The organism is Dyadobacter sp. CY345, assembly GCF_021502725.1.
In the GTDB taxonomy this organism is placed as follows: Bacteria; Bacteroidota; Bacteroidia; order Cytophagales; family Spirosomataceae; genus Dyadobacter.
The window spans coordinates 177,143-194,569 of sequence record NZ_JAKFFS010000001.1 but is presented as its reverse complement, the minus strand read 5'-3'; the positions used below and the strand labels follow the sequence as shown (position 1 = coordinate 194,569).

Below are 17,427 nucleotides of genomic sequence, written 5' to 3'. Positions count from 1 at the left end.
AATATTTTATAATCCGATACTACTTTTCGCGGTACTGTTCGATAATTCTGAACAATGCTTTTTGTTTTTCCAATTCAGGAAAAAAGTCAAAAAGCTGTAAATGGGCATCATAATCAAGGGTAAGCGCCACTTCCAGATTAACCAAAGCTTCTCGATAATCGCCGGCGTGGATCTGATAAACTGCCATACGATAATAAAGATCCGCTTCTTCGGGCATTTCGTCAATCGCAGCTTGTATCAGATCACAGGCACGCGCATAATTTCCCTGCTCAAAAAGTACAAAAGACCATTTTAGCCAGATATCAGGATTTGAAGGTTCAATTTCGGCGGCTTTTTCAAAAGCTTCGAATGCTGAAATGACATTCCCAACCCGGAATTCAGTTTCGGCCAGAGCAAGCCAGTAATCAGGATTTAATTCTGTGATCTGAATCGCTTTTCTTAAAAACCCAACTGCCTCATACCAGCGTCCGAGTTCGCTGAAACATATCCCCAGACCATACCAGCCGTCGTCCCACTGACTATCCAGTTTTACAGCCTCACGATAGTATTTTATTGCGGTTTCAAAATCACCAAGTTTCTCATAACAGGTCCCCAGACAACAACAGGTTTCTGTTTGCTTGCCTTCCAGTTCTATGGCTCTCAGATATTGTATTTTTGCCTGCTCATATTGTTCAAGGCTCATGTAAGAATTACCGAGTTGAAAAAAAGCAGACGCAAAATCGTCTTTTACAAGCGTTGCATATTCATAAGCATTCACCGCATCTTCGAAGCGTTCAAGTTTGCTGAATGCTATTCCGAGGTTATACCAGGCATGTTGTGAAAACGGATCACGATCCACCAATTCATGATAATAAGCAAGATGACTTTCAAGCTCACCAATCAAATCCAGGCAATGTGCCAGCTCATATAATGCACTCTCATTATTCAGGTTGTTTCGTAATGAAAGTTTGTAATTTAAAATCGCCTCATCATATTTTCCCCAGTTCTGAAATGTCTGCCCTATTTGAAAATAGATTTCATCCTTGTCCTCCACCCTGTTCAAAAGTCCTTCCAGAATTGTGATCGCTTCTTCATATTCGCCCATCATATTGGCAATGCCCACCTGCATAAAGGAAATTTCAACGTCGCCGGGATGAAAAAGAGAAGCACGCTCCAATATCTCCATCGCCAGATCATGCTCGCCGCGATTGGCGTGAAGCTGTACTTTGTTAAGCAATAAATCAAGCGAATATGGAAAATCTGCCAAACCTAACTCGCAGGCCTGATAAGCCTTATCCCAATCCCCTTTTTCCAAATAATACTCCGTTACTTTCTCGTATGTATCCAAATCGAAAAACTCTGACTCTTTGGTTTTCAACATTCTTTCAAACCTGAGCAATGTTTCTTTCATGTAATCTTTTCTTTCCCCGAAGTTTTTCTCCATCATACGGATCAGTAGGTTAGAGTTGAGGGTAAATTTACCACTAACTATAATAAAAGAAAGTTAAAAATAAATCCGGTCTATTCAAATCTTGCCGATCAAACTTTCACTCACCCGAGCGATCGTTTTTTCAATAGGCTGAAACTCAAACCCGATTGCTTTTTTAATTTTTTCGTTGTTATAACGGAATCTTCTTGCACTCGATTGTGCGGTCTCTTTCGTGATCAGCGGCTTCGTCCCCATCAGCCAGGTACGCACAGCCTCCACACGCCAGATCACACCCGCCAGTCCGGGACCGACTTTAAAGGCCGGCCGCTTTTTACCCATTGCATCCGCAATACTATTAAACAAAGATTGATAGGAAATGCTCCCCGCATTCAGCAAAAATCTTTCCCCGGAAATATCCGACGCAAGCAGCTGAACGACCGCTTTTGCCACGTCCTGAACATCGACATAGTTTGCGATGCCTTCGGTGTAAAATGGTTTTTCCTGATAAACGTATCTAAAAATCTGTGTACTGCTTTTCGCCCAGTCGCCCTCGCCGAGAATTAATGTAGGGTTTACGATGACTGCATTTAATCCTTCTTCCATACCACGCCAAACTTCGAGTTCAGCCAGATATTTAGATTTTGCATATTCAGAATTTTCAGGAGATTCTTCCCAGCGCTGATCCTCGTCAATAATCAGGTCCTGACCATCAATAATTTTTCGAGAATCAGGCCGTCCGATGGCGGCGATACTGCTAACATGACAAAATTTTTTGATATCGTATTTCAGACAAACATTGACAACATTGGCAGTGCCTTCCATATTGACTTTGTACATCATTTTCCGGTCTTTGGGAATAAAGGAGACAACGGCGGCGGTATGAACCACATACTCAACCTGATCCATCGCTTCCTCTAACGACTTGATATCCAATATATCACCTTCAATCCATTGGATATTTTTTTCAATATCATTGAGAAGACTTCTGTCGGAACCTGAACGAACAAGTGCAAAAACAGTATGATTTTCTGCCAGAAGTTGCCTTGCAACAGTACTTCCAACTAAACCTGTGGCTCCGGTAATAAGGATTTTCATGAATGTAGAACGAACAGTAGATCGTCAAAGTTCGCTGTAATAAAGCACATGATGATAATAGGCTTTGAATATTAACAAGAATATAATTTTTCCATTAAAGTATTCACCTTCATTTAGTTGTTAACCAACGGTTTATTTCAACAAACTCTTCATCGGATCATAACCCGCATATCCTTCTTCAACAATCCTCTTTCCTCTTGGAATATAACTTTCCTGATCAGCCGATGCCCAAGTTCCCAAACCATCCACGTAACGGTTGAACATACAAAATGCCGCAGCGATCAAAACTGTGTCGTGTATCTCCGAATCTGTTGCGCCGTTATTTTTTGCAATTTCAATTTGATCAGGGGTGACAAATTTCCCACCCTTCTGAACGCTTGCAGCAATGGACAACAGGCTTTTCATTTTTTCAGAAACCTTTGATTCGACAAAATTGTTTTTAACCTGCCTTACCAACGTTCCGTCATCTTCCAGGTAACATTGCGCTGCCGCCCCATGTACGCTTTGGCAGAAAAGGCAATCATTTAGATAGGAAACGTAGGTAGCGATCAACTCCCGGTCGCCTCTTGACAGATCGTTATCTGTTTTTCTCAACAAAGCCTCAGCGAGGTCATTTAAGGGTTTGGCGGTTTCTGGCCTGAAAGCCATCAGACCGCGAATCCCAGGTAATTGGTCTTCTTCCGGAATTTTTATATGCGCCATTTTATTGAAGATTAATATGGGAATCAAAAATTTCGGCCGCCCGAAAATGAGCGACCGAATTAAAATCATGGCTAATAACTTTTGTGTTTTAATACTTCTCAGTTTTAGGGTGAAATGTCTGCCAGCTATGCCAGAATTCCTGGTAGGCGTTTATGGGTTTTAAATCATTTGAAGATTCAGATGTAACATTTTTACCAAGCAGATTATATCTGTTTTCCGCGCCGATAATTGTGTCATTTCTTACTATAAAATTCTCTTGTTGAGAAGACCTGATGAAAGCGAAAAAGCTTTTATCATCCGAAGCCAGAACCAAAACAACCGGCGTATTTCCAACTTCACTATTAATCACTCTTTCTTTTTTTAAACGGTTCCAGTCAAAAGCTTTACTTTCTTTTCCCATCTGAATTCCAACAACCCAGGATTTTTCTTTCCAGGATAGAGAATCAGTCTTCGTCAGCGCGGATTTACCTTTCCCGCTTTCATACTTGCTCATGGAATCATACTTCATCTGAAATTCCGGATCCGGCTGCATGATCTGGCTGTTTGGATGCAGTTTCAGCCATTCGCCCAAAGATGTTTGCGTGCTGTTGATTTCAGGCAAAGTTTGCCCTTTTGATGGTCCTGCAATTGCTTCGCCATTTGCCTGCCGCCACCAGCTGTGCGTTTTCCCGTCTTCAAACATGGCGTTGAAATGATCCATTCCGACCAATCTAAAAACATCCGGCTGATTATTTACAACAGGTTCAAAAACCCTTCCGGTTCTGCAAACCGTGCAATAGGTAACAATAACAGGTCTCCCATTTAATTGAACCTCAACCTGGTGATGATACCCGATATACTGAATTGGATATGCTTTTGCCTCTCCATTTTCTTCGACGCCGATAACCAGTCTGTCTTTGTCAACCTTATTACTTCCCGCATTTTTCAGCAATAGCGTTTTCGGTTGGTAAAACATGGTATCAGCCGCCATTTCAAAATTAGCAGCGTAGGCCACTCCTGCGACCAATAATATCATCAAAGCCGGCAGCCACTTTTTCTTTGTTTTAAAAACTGAGGGCGAGCCCAGGAGGATGAGTATAATAAATAAAATCCTGAACGTCCAGCGCCAGGTATGCAAAAAATAAGCGAGATCAATACTATTCATCCGCTGACTTCCCGGCATGGGCATGATGAAATAAACTTTGGCAATTTCAAAAAGAATTAATCCGATAATGCCGACGTAAAAATATTTTTTCATTGTAAAATTTTGATAAACAAAGGTTTTGCAATTTTAGAGAAACGGACTCGTCAAATGACAAGTCCGTTTGCTTGAATTAATTAACCTATGATAAGTTCTTAATATTAGTATCCGTGTCTCTGCTGAACCAGGCAGCGGTCAAAGCGATGAGAAATGGTATTGAAAAAACCATTAATGCATTGCCAAATCCACCAAGGATTGCAACCAGCGCACCGATAAAAAAAACAGCAGTAGCAGTAAAAAAGCGGCCGATATTAAAGCAAAAGCCTGTCGCCGTTGCCCTGATCACCACCGGAAATAATTCAGGAATATAGCTTGACAAAGCACCCTGGCTGATGCCAAAGAAAAGTGCCAGTGCCGCTATTTCCCCATAAATGACCGTATTGAAAGTATGGTTTGTAATAAACAAAATCCCGCACATAACGATACAACCGGAAAAAGTCATCATCAGGATTTTTCTGCTTCCGAAATTCCGGATCAAAAAACCTGACAAAATCCCGCCGGTTATTCCGCCTAACCCCAGAAGTACCATGGTCAGGCCGCGTTGTTTCTGACCATCTTCGCCAGCCGCAAGTAACGTTTGAACCCAGGTCGGAAGCCAGGAAAAAATACCCCAGAGACCTATAAGTACCGAACCAAAAATCACAGATCCTGCGATAAGATTTGGCCTGTTTGTTTTATCAAAAATACTTTCCGGTTTTTGGGAAACTTGTGTCCTGGTCAGTTGCCATGATGTTGATTCTTTTAACGTCAGTAAAATCAAAACAGCAATAACAATAGGAATAATACCAAGACCAAATGCCGGTCTCCATTCCGCAAAAAGTATGTTTAAACTTCCTGTCGCTACAATGCCGATTGGAAAAGAAACAGCCAGAATTCCCAGCATTACCGGACGCGTGCGTTTCTCCCATATTTCGGAAATGTAAACTGTCGATACCAGCAATACCCCGCCAACACCCATTCCAGTCAGGAATCTTAGTCCCATTAAAATATACCAGTCTGGCACGATCACAACAAGACAAGTCCCTAAACCCGAAAGCGCTGTTGCCAGAGCCAGTGTTTTGACCCTTCCGATTTTATCACTAATCAGACCAAAAAGCAGCCCTCCCAGCATCCAGCCATATAAAAATGTCGCGTTCACGTAAGCTCCGATTTCCCCCAGTTCGGCCTCCGAAACATTTCTTTTTAAGAGGTCAGGAATCGCAACCGGCAAATAAACCGACATCAATGTGGATACCGTTCCGCTAAGAATATAGCTCACCATACACAAACCGAATGCGATCCAGTTTCTGGACAATACGTGACTTTTTGCCTTTTGCAATTCCAGGGTTTCCATAATTATTTTTATAAACCTATCTGAATATTTGGTCAAAATTCAAGCTTACATAATACAATCCTCCAACTGCCGGAGAGCCGTATGCCTGCACGATATATTTATTCGTCAGGTTTGCTGCACCAAGTTTGACGATCGTTTTCAGCGAAGGAATTTTATAGCTGATCTGCGCATCCAATAAATTGTAAGCATTTATTTTGCCCGGACGCATCTCCGTAAAGCTGCCATACCAATCAAACGAATCCTGCCAATGCCAGGCGACGCTGAAACCTAAATTCTCTGTAACTTTCGGGTTGCTGAATACCAGATTTGTCTTCCACTCCGGCGTGTTGAATGCAGGGATATTATTTGGATTTGCATCCAGAATATTAAAGCTTGCCCAGGTTGAGTTAGCATTCAGACGATATGATTTCGGAAAAGAATAAGTCAAACCTGCACTTACTCCCTGAATTGAAACTTTATCAGTAGCATTGGTATATAGCTGAAAAGCCTGAATATTTCCGGCAGGAATATCACCTGCGGCGGCAAGATTAATCGATCCATCAGCGGCCAAGACATTTGAATTCGGACGGATAACAACCGTATTGATAATAAAGTCAGTGTACTGGCTATGATAATAATTCACATCTACCAGCAGTTTTTTTCCAAACAAACCCTTATAACCAATCTCATAACTTTTCACCTGCTCTGCCTTGATGTAAGGAACATCTGACTTTACCAGCTTATCCTTATTATTCGCAACCGCTTGCGGGAAAGGCACACCTTGCTGCACTTCTTTTCCAAAAGCAGAACCAAAGGCCGAAACTGACGCGGAAGTGAAAGAATTTTCATATGCATTTTGGCCGATAGCGTTTGATGGCGCACCTCCGAGAATAATAATCGGCCCGACATTTAATTTAATATACTGATCACTGATCGTTGGATTACGGAAACCAGTTTGATAGGAAGCCCTGAAATTATGATCACCAACTGAATAAACAGCCGAAGCGCGTGGCGTAAATCTTCCCTCAAAATTTTCATTTTTATCGTAACGACCGGACAGAGTCAGTTTCAAATGATCTTTAAATAAAGATTTTGAAGCCTGAGCAAAAGCTCCGTATTCTTCGTTGGTCAGATTTTTATCTTTATCATCAAATAATGTTCCGCCGGTATTCAGGTAATATTTTCTGTAATTCCCGCCAACCTGTAAATTGAAAACTTTAAGCAGGGAACTGAAATCGTACATTCCTTCGATATGTTCCAATTTGCATTCGCTCAAAATGCCCGCTCCTGAAAGTCCCCGAACTTTGATTAATCTTTCTTTTTCAGCGTCAAATTCCGCGCTGCCTGGCAAAACTCTTCCCTGGTCAGCAAAGGCTCTCGCTGCATTATTATCATTTCCTGCCACACCGCCGATCGTGCCGTTGAATGCCGCCGCGTACCTTGTAAACCACGTTGCGTCAGCCTTATCCGGCGTTACCGTCGCTCCGTTTAAATCGCGGACCCAAGTCCTGTTAATTTGCTGTCCAAGCGCCCTTGTGTTGTACGAGTTTGTGGATAATTCTTTGTTCGAATAAGCTCTGACATAAAAATTACTCCCTTTTAATTCAAGGCGATGTTGTATCAATTTAAAATCATTGATCACAAACCTGTTGCTGCCAGTGTACTGCGCCGTTCCCTGATTGAAATTACCCTGATAAATCGCTTCGATCTTATCCGTTATCCGGTAATGAAGCGCGCCATTTAACTTTAAACTATACACGCCATAACTGGCAAGATCTTTTTCCTCATAACCTGTTCGGGAGACGCGGCCAATCCCAACAAGACTTTGAGCCACTTCGTCTCCATAAATATTCAATGAATTTTTACCTGAATTATTTGGGCCTCTGTTTTCGACAGGCGTATTCGGATCGATATCCGTGTAATCATTGGCATACCAATCAGTGCCTTTTAAATACGAAGCGTTTACTTTAAAAGCCAGTCTGTTGTTAAAAGATTTTGCATAACGGACAGCCATATCATACATCGGTTTCGCGCCCAGACCAGTACCGTCTCCGATGTGATTTACACCAAATTTTGTCTGAACACTTAATCCCTGATATTCAAAAGGATTTTTTGTTCGGGTATACAACATGCCGTTAAAAGCCACCGGGCCATAGAGCGCAGAGGCAGCTCCCGGAATTAACTCGACACTTTCTACATCAAGATCATGCGGGCCGAACAAATTACCCATGGCGAAACCCAAACCAGCAGGCTGATTATCCACACCATCAACAAGTTGCAAAAAACGACCATTACCTGTTGTATTAAATCCGCGGGTATTGATTTGTTTGTAAGTCAAGCTGCTGGTAACCATATCCAGAGACTTGATATTGACCAAGCCATCATAAAAATTGGCGGACGGTGTCTGCTGAATACCCCGGATATCCATTTTTTCAATACTTACCGGCGAGCGCAGAATATTTTCTTCAACACGCGAAGCAGATATCACGACCTGATCCAACTCTTCGGCAGATGATTTCAGGGAAATAGTGATAAACGAATTGTTATTAACCTTCACCTCCTGACGATCGTAGCCAACGAGCGAAATTATTAAAGTTGTTGATGAAGTTGTTATTTCAAAACTACCCGCGGCATTTGTGATTGTTCCGGCAATATTCCCTTTTGCCACGACAGACGCTCCCGCCAGTGGCTGCTTTGTCTCCGAATCCTGAACCAGGCCGGAAATTTTGGAAGATTGTGCTTTTGCCATCGCAGCACTGAATAAGACCGTAAATAATATATACAGGTAAAAGTTTCTTTTCATAGGGAAGGGTGAACAATTGTGATATCAGAAATTTATTTTTTTAAATGATCGTAACCTTGCGGCAGACGGTTATAGCCATGATTTACGATCCGTTCTCCCAGGTATTGATAAAACTCCGGGTTTGTTGGCGTTACACTGGCAAGGCCGTCTACATACCTGTTGTAAAGGCAAAAAAGCGCAGCGATCAAAACGGTGTCGTGAATTTCAAGATCACTTGCCCCTTCCGTTTTTGCTATTGAAACAGCTTCTTCTGTCACTGCTTTTCCACTTTGCTGGACGAGTTTTGCGATTTTCAAAAGTGCCTTCATTTTACTGCTGACCGGCGCTGAATCGATATCTTTTTTAACCATCTCGCAGGTGACCGATTCACCTAAAAGCAAATCGGCGGCTGCTGTATGCGCTGTGGTGCAAAATGTGCATTCATTGTCATTGGAAACTACGCTTGCGATCAATTCCCGCTCACCTTGTGAGAGCGTGGAGTCGCCGCGAAGCAAAATCTGGGTGAGCTCACGGATAGGCGCAGCCGTGTCCTGGCTGAATTCCAGCAAACCGGTAATACCCGGTAAATGTGATGGTAATGGTATATGTGGCATTTTCAGGATGTTTATCAGAACCGGTTATAACCTACAAAAGCCATTCGTTCGCCCATTTCGCGATAGGCCTCATTTTCTTTCGGAGCCCAGGTTCCCAAGCCATCAACGTAGCGATTGAACATACAGAATGCAGCCGCGATCAATACTGTATCATGAATTTCTTCATCATTAGCGCCTGATTCACGCGCTGCCTGAACATCCTCTTCCAATACATTTTTTCCGCTTTTCTGAACTTTGGCGGCAATCGTTAATAGTGTACGTAATTTTTGTGAAACCGGGATTGTGACAAAATCCTGCTTGATATCATCCAGCAAATCTACATCACATGACAAATGCGCCATTGCCGCGGCACCGTGGGAAGTATGGCAGAAATGGCAATTGTTCAGATTTGAAACATAAGAAGCAATTAATTCGCGGTCGCCGCTTGTCAGAGAAGACGGGCCTCTGAGCAGCACCTCAGCAAGTGCGTTGAGCGGTTTAGCAGTTTCGGGACGAAAGTAGAAAAGTCCGACAATGCCCGGAAGCTCCTCATTCGGTAAGGATATATGCGCCATTTAAGTATGAGCAATTTTATTCAATCATTGAAAATGACTGATCGCAGTTTCGCCATAAAACAAGCGACAACCAACTGGTTTTGAAATAGTTGAAAATTTTCAGAGAAGTTCCTGCCGGTCAAAACCAAATGAATTATAGACAAACAAATACCATGATGCTAAAACATTAGAGTGAAGTTTCCATAGTTCAAACAGGAAGTAAAAATTTACACTAAATCAGGAGGCGGAGATGGGATACTCAGGAAGGCTTGAAGCAAAAAGGAATGACAACGGTCGGCAGGATTAATTATTTCCTCAGACCATTCCATTACATAGAAAACATGTTTCTTTCCGGAAGACATGTAATCTTTAAGAAAGCTTTTTAAAAGTGTTGATGGTGCTTTTTTACCAGGATCCGCGTTGTCACCTGCCACTTCATCATTAATATTTGAAGCAAGTGTCATAAAACGATCGCGCGCGTTCTGATCAAATTCGCAATGAACATACATCGTGTCATTAATCAGCTGCCTTGTTTTCATTTGATAAAATTCACCTTCGTGTTCTATCTTGCCTTCTGCCTGTTCGGCATTATCCCAGCTGGTTTGATAAGGTATTGAGACAGGAATTTTAATCAGAATGTCTTTTGAGGAAGATTGTTTCTCTATAAAATCATTATTTCCAGCACTTACGGTATACTTGTCCTCCAACAAATAGACCACAGAGTAGCCCATCATGTTGTAGAGCAAAAGCCCGCAAAGTAATATGGAAAGTATGCGACCCAAGGTTACAAAAGTAAAAGTTTTACTTATAATTGTACAAATATATAACAAGCATTGAAATTTCCAAACCCCACATTATTTTCAGTTATCTGGATAATTAACTTCCAACAATTTGTTACATTTTAATTAGATGTAACTTTGCACAATAAACTAAATTATAGTTAAAAATTAATGGCAATTATTGACCCTAAACGCTATACCGTCACGGCGGCATTGATTTATGCCAATGGACCTATTCATATTGGCCACCTTGCCGGATGTTACATTCCGGCTGATATTTACGTACGTTATCTCCGCTCAAACGGAAAAGATGTTGCGTTTATCAGTGGCACGGATGAACACGGCGTACCCATCACGATCCGCGCAAAAAAAGAAGGACTTACGCCTCAGCAGGTTGTCGATAAATATTATACGCAGATTGACGAATCTTTCAAGCAGCTGGGAATTTCTTTTGACGTCTATTCACGGACAAGTAAGAAAATTCACCACGAAACTTCGCAGGAAATCTTTAAAGATCTGTATGAGAAAGGTGTTTTCATAGAAGAAACTACGGAGCAATATTATGATGAAACGGCTCAGCAGTTTTTGGCGGACCGATATATCGTCGGTACCTGTCCGGTATGCGCCAATCCAAATGCTTATGGCGATCAGTGTGAACGCTGCGGATCTGCTTTGAGCCCGACAGAATTGATTGAGCCGCATTCGATGCTTTCGGGAGCAAAACCGGTGATGCGCCCGACGACAAACTGGTTTTTACCGTTAGATACTTTACAGCCGCAGGTTGAAGAATATGTGAATAGCCATCCGGAATGGAAAACGAATGTGTTGGGACAATGCCAGTCCTGGTTGAAGGAAGGTTTGAAGCCACGCGCAATGACCCGCGATCTTGACTGGGGCATTCCGGTTCCTGTGCCAAATACAGAAGGAAAAGTTCTTTATGTATGGTTTGAAGCTCCAATCGGATACATTTCTGCTACCAAAGACTGGCTCATCCAGAAAAACGGAACAGACGAGGGTTGGAAAAAATGGTGGCAAAAAAATGAAGACGGCGCGGAGGAAACCAAGCTGGTTCATTTTATTGGAAAAGACAATATCGTCTTCCATTGCATTATTTTTCCGGCGACAATTATTGCCGAAGGAAATCTGGTACTTGCGGATAACGTTCCTGCCAATGAATTTATGAATCTGGAAGGTGACAAAATTTCAACTTCAAGAAACTGGGCCGTGTGGCTGCATGAATACCTGGAAGAACTTCCTGACAAACAGGATGTTTTGCGTTATGTGTTAACAGCAAGCGCACCAGAAACCAAGGATAGCGAATTTACCTGGAAGGATTTCCAAACGCGTAACAACAGCGAACTGGTAGGAATTTTCGGAAATTTCATCAATCGTGCGGTTGTTTTAACGCAAAAATTCTGTGACAGCAAAGTACCCGTTGCGGGAGAATTAACGGAAATTGATAAGGCTGTCCTGGCTGAATTGGCTGCTTTTCCTGCAAAAATAGGTGATGCGATGGAAAATTATCGTTTCCGGGAAGCGTTGACTTTTATCATGGATCTTGCCCGGTTAGGAAATAAATACCTGGCAGACACGCAGCCCTGGCACGCAATCAAAACAGATCCGGAGCGGGTTAACACGATTATGAATATTGCATTACAGATTTCTGCGTCTCTTTCGATTGTATCCGAACCAGTTCTTCCTTTTACAGCTGAAAAAATTCAGAAACAATTAGGCGTAACGAGCAAAAACTGGCTTGATGCCGGAAAACTGGATTTGTTAGAGGCCGGCCAGCCGATCAGTGAAGCAGGTTTGCTTTTTGAAAAAATAGAGGATCACGTGATCGAGAAACAAGTTCAAAAACTACACGATGCCAAACGTGCGAACGAGCTGGAAGGAAAAGTTGTAGCACCGGTGAAGGCAGAAATCCAGTTTGATGATTTCGCCAAAATGGATATTCGTGTGGCAACGATCGTTGAAGCCGAAAGTGTTCCAAAAAGCAAAAAACTTTTGAAACTTAAAGTGGATATCGGCAGCGAACAACGTACCGTTTTAAGCGGAATTTCTGAACATTTCAAACCGGAAGATATTATTGGTAAAACTGTTCTATACCTGGCCAATCTGGCACCCCGAAAAATGATGGGAATGGAAAGTCACGGTATGATCCTGATGGCAGAAGACAAAGACGGAAGTCTTGCTTTTGTTCAGCCTGGAAAAGATGTGTGGAATGGCGGCACCGTTAATTGATAACTGATCTGTATATATAAAACAAAACCCTATTGCCAAGCGCAATAGGTTTTGTTTTATAAGCTTAGACTATGAATATCTATTCGAATTCCTTTTTCAACTTGTCGTAAATCGCATTAACACGTTCCACCAAAACCTTACATTCTGCATCGGACATATTTTCTATTGTATTTGTTACAGCATTAGAAACAATCCTACCTTCCTCGTTAACTTTCGCTCCCAGCTTTTTTGTATATCCTAGAATATTTTCCCATTCAATCATAAGATCGTCCGAAAAATATTTAGGTTCTATAATATTGAAATAAGCTGCCTGAGATTTTAGCTGATTTTTTGCATGTTCTGTAGAATCAGAAATACGAAGACCTTCTGCCAACTTCGAAAGTTCGATATAAGCAAAGATGTTTGATTTTTTCATAACGTTGTATTCAATTATTTGGAGGAATTTTCTACACGAATATACACATATCCAAATTTATTATTCACCCGACATGGTAGGTTAATCGTATCTTAACATTAACTATTAGATTGATACAATAAATTTAACGTTCAAACCATTTGAGAAACAGGTAATTCACGAAAATCATTATCCACGCTTAGAGAACGTATTTTTTGTCTGAATTATTTGGCAAACAAAAAGCCCCACAGTAAAATTGTGAGGCCTTCTAAATGTCAATTATATTCTCTTTCCGACTACCAACGCTCGATATCCACTTTTCTACGAAAGTCATCTTGTTGGTGATTGAATGGAAGAAATAGGACTAGCTGACGTTTTGTTTCGTCATACCTTGCAGTAATATTATCCGCGTCAACTCCATCAGGAATTGTCAGCGTACTAATGAAATGAATTGTTTTCCACTGTTCTTCCCGCTCCCCATCCTGTGAAAATATAGGCAAAAGGTGATATAAACGCATTTTATTCTTTACAATTTCAAGTTCCAGATCATCCGAATCAATCCCGGGAGCTTTTACTGTTACCTGATAGCCGTCGGTTCCCTTTTCAAGGTGCACGACCGGCTCACTCGTTCCTCCATTGATGCTATTAGTAAAATCAATGTGCATCAACATTTCCCGGGGTATTTTTATTTTGCTTTCCATGTGTTCCGCGTTTTGTATTAACTCAATTGTACACTTAACAAAAACATTTATACCAGAATTTTACCCATAAAAATTCTTTGATTTGAAAAATACAACCAAACAATATAACTTATTGATTTAAAGTATATTACAAAATAAATAATGATTTGTGGCAAAAATGAAATTTTTTACTAAACTTGTAACAGCTGACATTATAACCGATCCATTTAAACGAAATGCCATAATGTCCTTTAAATCTATCTTTATTATAGACTCAAAAACATCTTGGAGGTTTAACACATTATTTTAGATAATTACAGATCAATTTTACCGAACATACGATTTTGTCGCGCTTATCGATCATTATGACCCAAATCCCGGTTTGGATCAATTTGGTCGCGAACGCGCTGTTTCATCTCTTTGGGCTCAGGAAAATGTCCCTCTCGTTTGCGGTCCCACAAAAGTACTTCATCCAGCCTGATTGTGTACCGTCCGGCAACTTCTGATGGGACTAATGTAACTGCATGTATATCTTCTGTAAAAGTGGATAACAGTTCCTGCGCCATCCAGGCTGACCGTAACAACCAGCCGCACTTCGGGCAATACTCGATTGTAATTGTGGGTTTCATCTTGAATCTTTTTTGATAAAGTTAGTTACAGAATCTTTATCGGGAGACGAGAATGGCGAAGAAGATTACTTGTGAATGTAAAATCAAAGTTCAGAATTCGATAAAAAAGCGATATTTCTTGCAGTGGCTTCTCTTTTGGTTACCGTGGTGATGTTGAAGGACTGAACAAATTTTTTCTCCCCATCCCATAACTCAAAGGTATATTGACCATCTATGAACGTGGACAGGTCAAACAACTTCTCATATTTTTTATAAACCAGTACTTTTTCAGTAAACAGCAAATTCCTGTTTCCATCACTGATTCGAATAAGTACCCGGTCGGTAGCCGGCCAATTATAAGTCAATTGAAATTTCATTGGCTTGACCTGCATCACATAAAAATCAGAATAAAAAGCAGCCTCTTTCTTTTCGGTAATACTTTGCGCCGAAGCCCGCTTACTTAAAACCGACAAAATCAGTAAACAAAACAACCATAAGAACTTGATAGAATAGTTTTTCATAGCATACAGGTTTATTAATAAAAATAGAACTGATACTCTTCAATAAAATAAAGCTATAAAATATTGATATACAAGTCAATACAAAATAAATACCACGCCAAAACATTATCTTTAAACAAATTTTAAACTTGAAATTATTCAATGTTTATTCCTTCATTGATGAAGATTGTTTTGATAGTACAAAAATTAAAAGACAAAAAATCCGGAATGAATCTTCATTCCGGATTTTTATACTAGCCTAACCTTAACCTTAATCGTACGCTGTGGAAATATCTTTCATGGCTGACACGAAATTACAAGAAGCCATTATTGTATTTTAGCGTGAATTACCCTGATTTAAACGGCGCGTAAACCAGGTTCTGCCAAGTGGTAATAACCCCCATTCTGATACGTAGAATTACGTGTTTTACTTAAATGAATCACAATAACTCACTATTAATCAGTAAATTATAGAATAAAATTATTAAGGTGATTTGACCGGTCTTGTTATGCAAATGGTTAGGATTAATTTTACGTCTAATTAATTTATCCCACATTCTTCCCTTATTAAAAAGTTATGGCAAAGTTTACTGGTAATGAAGGCAGACTTATTTCGGCACTTGCGGCCAAAGCACTAATGGAGCCACACCAGGCAAAGGAAAAGGCGATCCATGCCCGTGGTGAAAATTATATTAAGGCAGAATTTTTTGGTATTAATACATTTAACAAATTAATTGAGCCCTTAGGAGACAACTGTGTAGGATTTCGGGTATATTATGGCGCACAGAATGAAGACCATGAAGGGGACGAGCCAGTGTTCGGAAAAGGAAAGCCAACCTCGAGGTTAGTGATCGTGCCGGTTGATGCAAACGGCAGAGACATTACGAAAGGAATGGGACATAAGGATATGCCTGCTGATGACGATGCTATGGCAGGCGGGCCGACGTGTCCCTCGCATTGCTAAATATGATTTAATTGAAACGTAAATGTTTGAGGGTTATTTATCATTCTGTCAGAGACAGCCAATCGCAAGTATTTCCGTTTTTATCACCATTATACCCATACTAGTGATCTGGTATAGACGAGCATTTATTGATCCGGCATTTTTGCTGCTTTTCGTCTATCTGGTTTTAAAATTATGTATTGACCTGGTCATGTTTCATTACGCATCCATAAGAGTAAATAATATTTTGTACTACAACATTGGCGTCCCCATACGTTACGCGCTTTTTAGTGGTATGTTTTATTATAAAATGGATATTAAGATTTTCAAAACCGGAATATTAGTATCCATAGGTCTCTTCATATTATTTTTTATTTGGGATTTTTTGCACGTTAATCCATTGCTTTCAGATTTGCATAATCATCGTATGGTGCTATATGCGACTACCCTGGAAAGCCTTTTAATGCTTTTTTGGGTATTATTGTTTTTTTATCAAACAATTCAGGCGCTTAAAATCCCTAACATATTGACGTTTCCTTTCTTTTGGGTATGTTCAGGTTTATTATTGTATTATTCTACCATTCTTTTTATTGCCCCTGTTTTGAGTTATACTGAAAAATGGAATAATAAAATCGATATAGGTTTTCTACAGCATATCCCTTATATTTTCGAAAGTATCTCAATGATACTTTTTGGTGTCGGTACTTGGATCTTTTCTGTGCGGTATTATGCTCGAAAGTGACGAATTAAAGTGGGCTTTACTAATTGCAACTATGGCAATGTTAATGATGGCATTTTTTGTGATCCTCTTCGTTATGTTCTATCAGAAACGACAACTATCGCAGGAAAAAAAACTTCGGGAAATTGAAAAAGACTATCAGCGTCTTTTACTTGATACTGCCTTAAATTCAGAAGAAACAGAACGTCGCAGGATTGCACAGGATTTACACGATGATATTGGGACGATGCTGTCTCTGACGAAACTTAGCTTAAATCAGCTTAGTAAACTAACGGTTGACAGCGGGGTAAAGGAGGAGCAGATTATGCGAAAATCTCAGTCGCTTCTTGAAGAAACAATCCTCCATGTGCGGCGGATTACACGCGACTTGGTACCGACCACGCTGGAAAGATTTGGCCTGGCCGCGGCTATCGAAGAATTTATCAGCAAACTTGAAGAGGATAATAACTTAACTCTTTCCTTTCATTCTAATACAGAAGACGCTCCCCGGCAGAGCGCTAAGGTTGAGCTCACGATCTATCGCATAATGCAGGAACTTGTCAACAATTCGATCAAACACGCACAATGTTCCCAGATTGAAATTAACTTGCAGATAAACAGTACGATTATCGGGCTTCAGGTAACTGATAACGGTATAGGATTTGATCCTGAGATGATTAAGGAAAACAAACTGGCGGGTCTTGGCTTACTTGGAATAGAAAGCCGGCTTGCCATTGTGGATGGAACCATCGCTTACGAAAAACCTGCTATGGGCGGATGCAAGGCATATGCCCGGATACCGGTAGTACCCACTTCCGCCACCAAACCGGAACCATTACATCCATTTCGTCGTGAAAAAGCGATAATTTAGCAGT

At 40.8% G+C, this 17,427-nt stretch carries 16 protein-coding genes; 3 read left to right on the top strand and 13 right to left on the bottom strand.

What is annotated here, in order from left to right; translation table 11 throughout:
• Positions 1-19: 19 nt before the first annotated feature.
• The 9 genes from L0657_RS00860 to L0657_RS00820 form a co-directional block, all read right to left on the bottom strand.
• The gene (locus tag L0657_RS00860; protein WP_235148434.1) at positions 20-1,426 is read right to left on the bottom strand and encodes a lipopolysaccharide assembly protein LapB; all 1,407 of its coding nucleotides are present in this window, start codon (positions 1,424-1,426) and stop codon (positions 20-22) included.
• Positions 1,427-1,504: 78 nt separating this feature from the next.
• A complete protein-coding gene (locus L0657_RS00855; RefSeq protein WP_235148433.1) occupies positions 1,505-2,503 on the bottom strand; it encodes an NAD-dependent epimerase/dehydratase family protein in 999 nt (332 codons plus the stop codon).
• Between the two features lie 132 nt (positions 2,504-2,635).
• On the bottom strand, positions 2,636-3,205 hold the full coding sequence (locus L0657_RS00850) for a carboxymuconolactone decarboxylase family protein (protein WP_235148432.1): 570 nt from the start codon (positions 3,203-3,205) through the stop codon (positions 2,636-2,638).
• Positions 3,206-3,293: 88 nt separating this feature from the next.
• Positions 3,294-4,442 (bottom strand): DUF3179 domain-containing (seleno)protein, encoded by a 1,149-nt coding sequence (locus L0657_RS00845; RefSeq protein ID WP_235148431.1) that lies wholly within the window; start codon positions 4,440-4,442, stop codon positions 3,294-3,296.
• 85 nt (positions 4,443-4,527) lie between these two features.
• Complete coding sequence (locus L0657_RS00840; protein WP_235148430.1) at positions 4,528-5,778, bottom strand: MFS transporter; 1,251 nt, start codon at positions 5,776-5,778, stop codon at positions 4,528-4,530.
• Positions 5,779-5,794: 16 nt separating this feature from the next.
• On the bottom strand, positions 5,795-8,560 hold the full coding sequence (locus L0657_RS00835; protein WP_235148429.1) for a TonB-dependent receptor: 2,766 nt from the start codon (positions 8,558-8,560) through the stop codon (positions 5,795-5,797).
• 32 nt (positions 8,561-8,592) lie between these two features.
• A complete protein-coding gene (locus L0657_RS00830) occupies positions 8,593-9,153 on the bottom strand; it encodes a carboxymuconolactone decarboxylase family protein (protein ID WP_235148428.1) in 561 nt (186 codons plus the stop codon).
• 14 nt (positions 9,154-9,167) lie between these two features.
• Positions 9,168-9,707, bottom strand: coding sequence for a carboxymuconolactone decarboxylase family protein (locus L0657_RS00825; protein ID WP_235148427.1), 540 nt, complete (start codon positions 9,705-9,707; stop codon positions 9,168-9,170).
• 206 nt (positions 9,708-9,913) lie between these two features.
• Positions 9,914-10,468, bottom strand: coding sequence for a hypothetical protein (locus L0657_RS00820; RefSeq protein WP_235148426.1), 555 nt, complete (start codon positions 10,466-10,468; stop codon positions 9,914-9,916).
• 168 nt (positions 10,469-10,636) lie between these two features.
• Between L0657_RS00820 and metG the strand changes: the two genes are divergently transcribed.
• Complete coding sequence (metG, locus tag L0657_RS00815) at positions 10,637-12,709, top strand: methionine--tRNA ligase (RefSeq protein WP_235148425.1); 2,073 nt, start codon at positions 10,637-10,639, stop codon at positions 12,707-12,709.
• A 79-nt stretch (positions 12,710-12,788) separates the two neighbouring features.
• Here metG and L0657_RS00810 read toward each other — a convergent pair whose 3' ends face one another.
• The 4 genes from L0657_RS00810 to L0657_RS00795 form a co-directional block, all read right to left on the bottom strand.
• Entirely contained in the window at positions 12,789-13,124 is a 336-nt protein-coding gene (locus L0657_RS00810; RefSeq protein ID WP_235148424.1) for a hypothetical protein, read from the bottom strand.
• Positions 13,125-13,399: 275 nt separating this feature from the next.
• The gene (locus L0657_RS00805; RefSeq protein ID WP_235148423.1) at positions 13,400-13,804 is read right to left on the bottom strand and encodes an Hsp20/alpha crystallin family protein; all 405 of its coding nucleotides are present in this window, start codon (positions 13,802-13,804) and stop codon (positions 13,400-13,402) included.
• A gap of 332 nt (positions 13,805-14,136) precedes the next feature.
• Positions 14,137-14,412 (bottom strand): SelT/SelW/SelH family protein, encoded by a 276-nt coding sequence (locus L0657_RS00800; RefSeq protein ID WP_235148422.1) that lies wholly within the window; start codon positions 14,410-14,412, stop codon positions 14,137-14,139.
• 83 nt (positions 14,413-14,495) lie between these two features.
• Entirely contained in the window at positions 14,496-14,912 is a 417-nt protein-coding gene (locus L0657_RS00795) for a hypothetical protein (RefSeq protein ID WP_235148421.1), read from the bottom strand.
• 556 nt (positions 14,913-15,468) lie between these two features.
• On the opposite strand from L0657_RS00795, the gene L0657_RS00790 reads away from it, so the two are divergent.
• Positions 15,469-15,855, top strand: a complete 387-nt coding sequence (locus tag L0657_RS00790; protein ID WP_235148420.1) for a hypothetical protein — start codon at positions 15,469-15,471, stop codon at positions 15,853-15,855.
• A gap of 752 nt (positions 15,856-16,607) precedes the next feature.
• Positions 16,608-17,423: a sensor histidine kinase gene (locus L0657_RS00785; RefSeq protein ID WP_235148419.1), complete on the top strand. Its 816-nt coding sequence runs from the start codon at positions 16,608-16,610 to the stop codon at positions 17,421-17,423.
• Positions 17,424-17,427: the final 4 nt, after the last annotated feature.

Coding starts and splice junctions, on each gene's coding strand:
- L0657_RS00860 (WP_235148434.1), bottom strand. CDS start 1,426: ATGATGGAGAAAAACTTCGGGGAAAGAAAAGATTACATGAAAGAAACA.
- L0657_RS00855 (WP_235148433.1), bottom strand. CDS start 2,503: ATGAAAATCCTTATTACCGGAGCCACAGGTTTAGTTGGAAGTACTGTT.
- L0657_RS00850 (WP_235148432.1), bottom strand. CDS start 3,205: ATGGCGCATATAAAAATTCCGGAAGAAGACCAATTACCTGGGATTCGC.
- L0657_RS00845 (WP_235148431.1), bottom strand. CDS start 4,442: ATGAAAAAATATTTTTACGTCGGCATTATCGGATTAATTCTTTTTGAA.
- L0657_RS00840 (WP_235148430.1), bottom strand. CDS start 5,778: ATGGAAACCCTGGAATTGCAAAAGGCAAAAAGTCACGTATTGTCCAGA.
- L0657_RS00835 (WP_235148429.1), bottom strand. CDS start 8,560: ATGAAAAGAAACTTTTACCTGTATATATTATTTACGGTCTTATTCAGT.
- L0657_RS00830 (WP_235148428.1), bottom strand. CDS start 9,153: ATGCCACATATACCATTACCATCACATTTACCGGGTATTACCGGTTTG.
- L0657_RS00825 (WP_235148427.1), bottom strand. CDS start 9,707: ATGGCGCATATATCCTTACCGAATGAGGAGCTTCCGGGCATTGTCGGA.
- metG (WP_235148425.1), top strand. CDS start 10,637: ATGGCAATTATTGACCCTAAACGCTATACCGTCACGGCGGCATTGATT.
- L0657_RS00810 (WP_235148424.1), bottom strand. CDS start 13,124: ATGAAAAAATCAAACATCTTTGCTTATATCGAACTTTCGAAGTTGGCA.
- L0657_RS00805 (WP_235148423.1), bottom strand. CDS start 13,804: ATGGAAAGCAAAATAAAAATACCCCGGGAAATGTTGATGCACATTGAT.
- L0657_RS00800 (WP_235148422.1), bottom strand. CDS start 14,412: ATGAAACCCACAATTACAATCGAGTATTGCCCGAAGTGCGGCTGGTTG.
- L0657_RS00795 (WP_235148421.1), bottom strand. CDS start 14,912: ATGAAAAACTATTCTATCAAGTTCTTATGGTTGTTTTGTTTACTGATT.
- L0657_RS00790 (WP_235148420.1), top strand. CDS start 15,469: ATGGCAAAGTTTACTGGTAATGAAGGCAGACTTATTTCGGCACTTGCG.
- L0657_RS00785 (WP_235148419.1), top strand. CDS start 16,608: ATGGCAATGTTAATGATGGCATTTTTTGTGATCCTCTTCGTTATGTTC.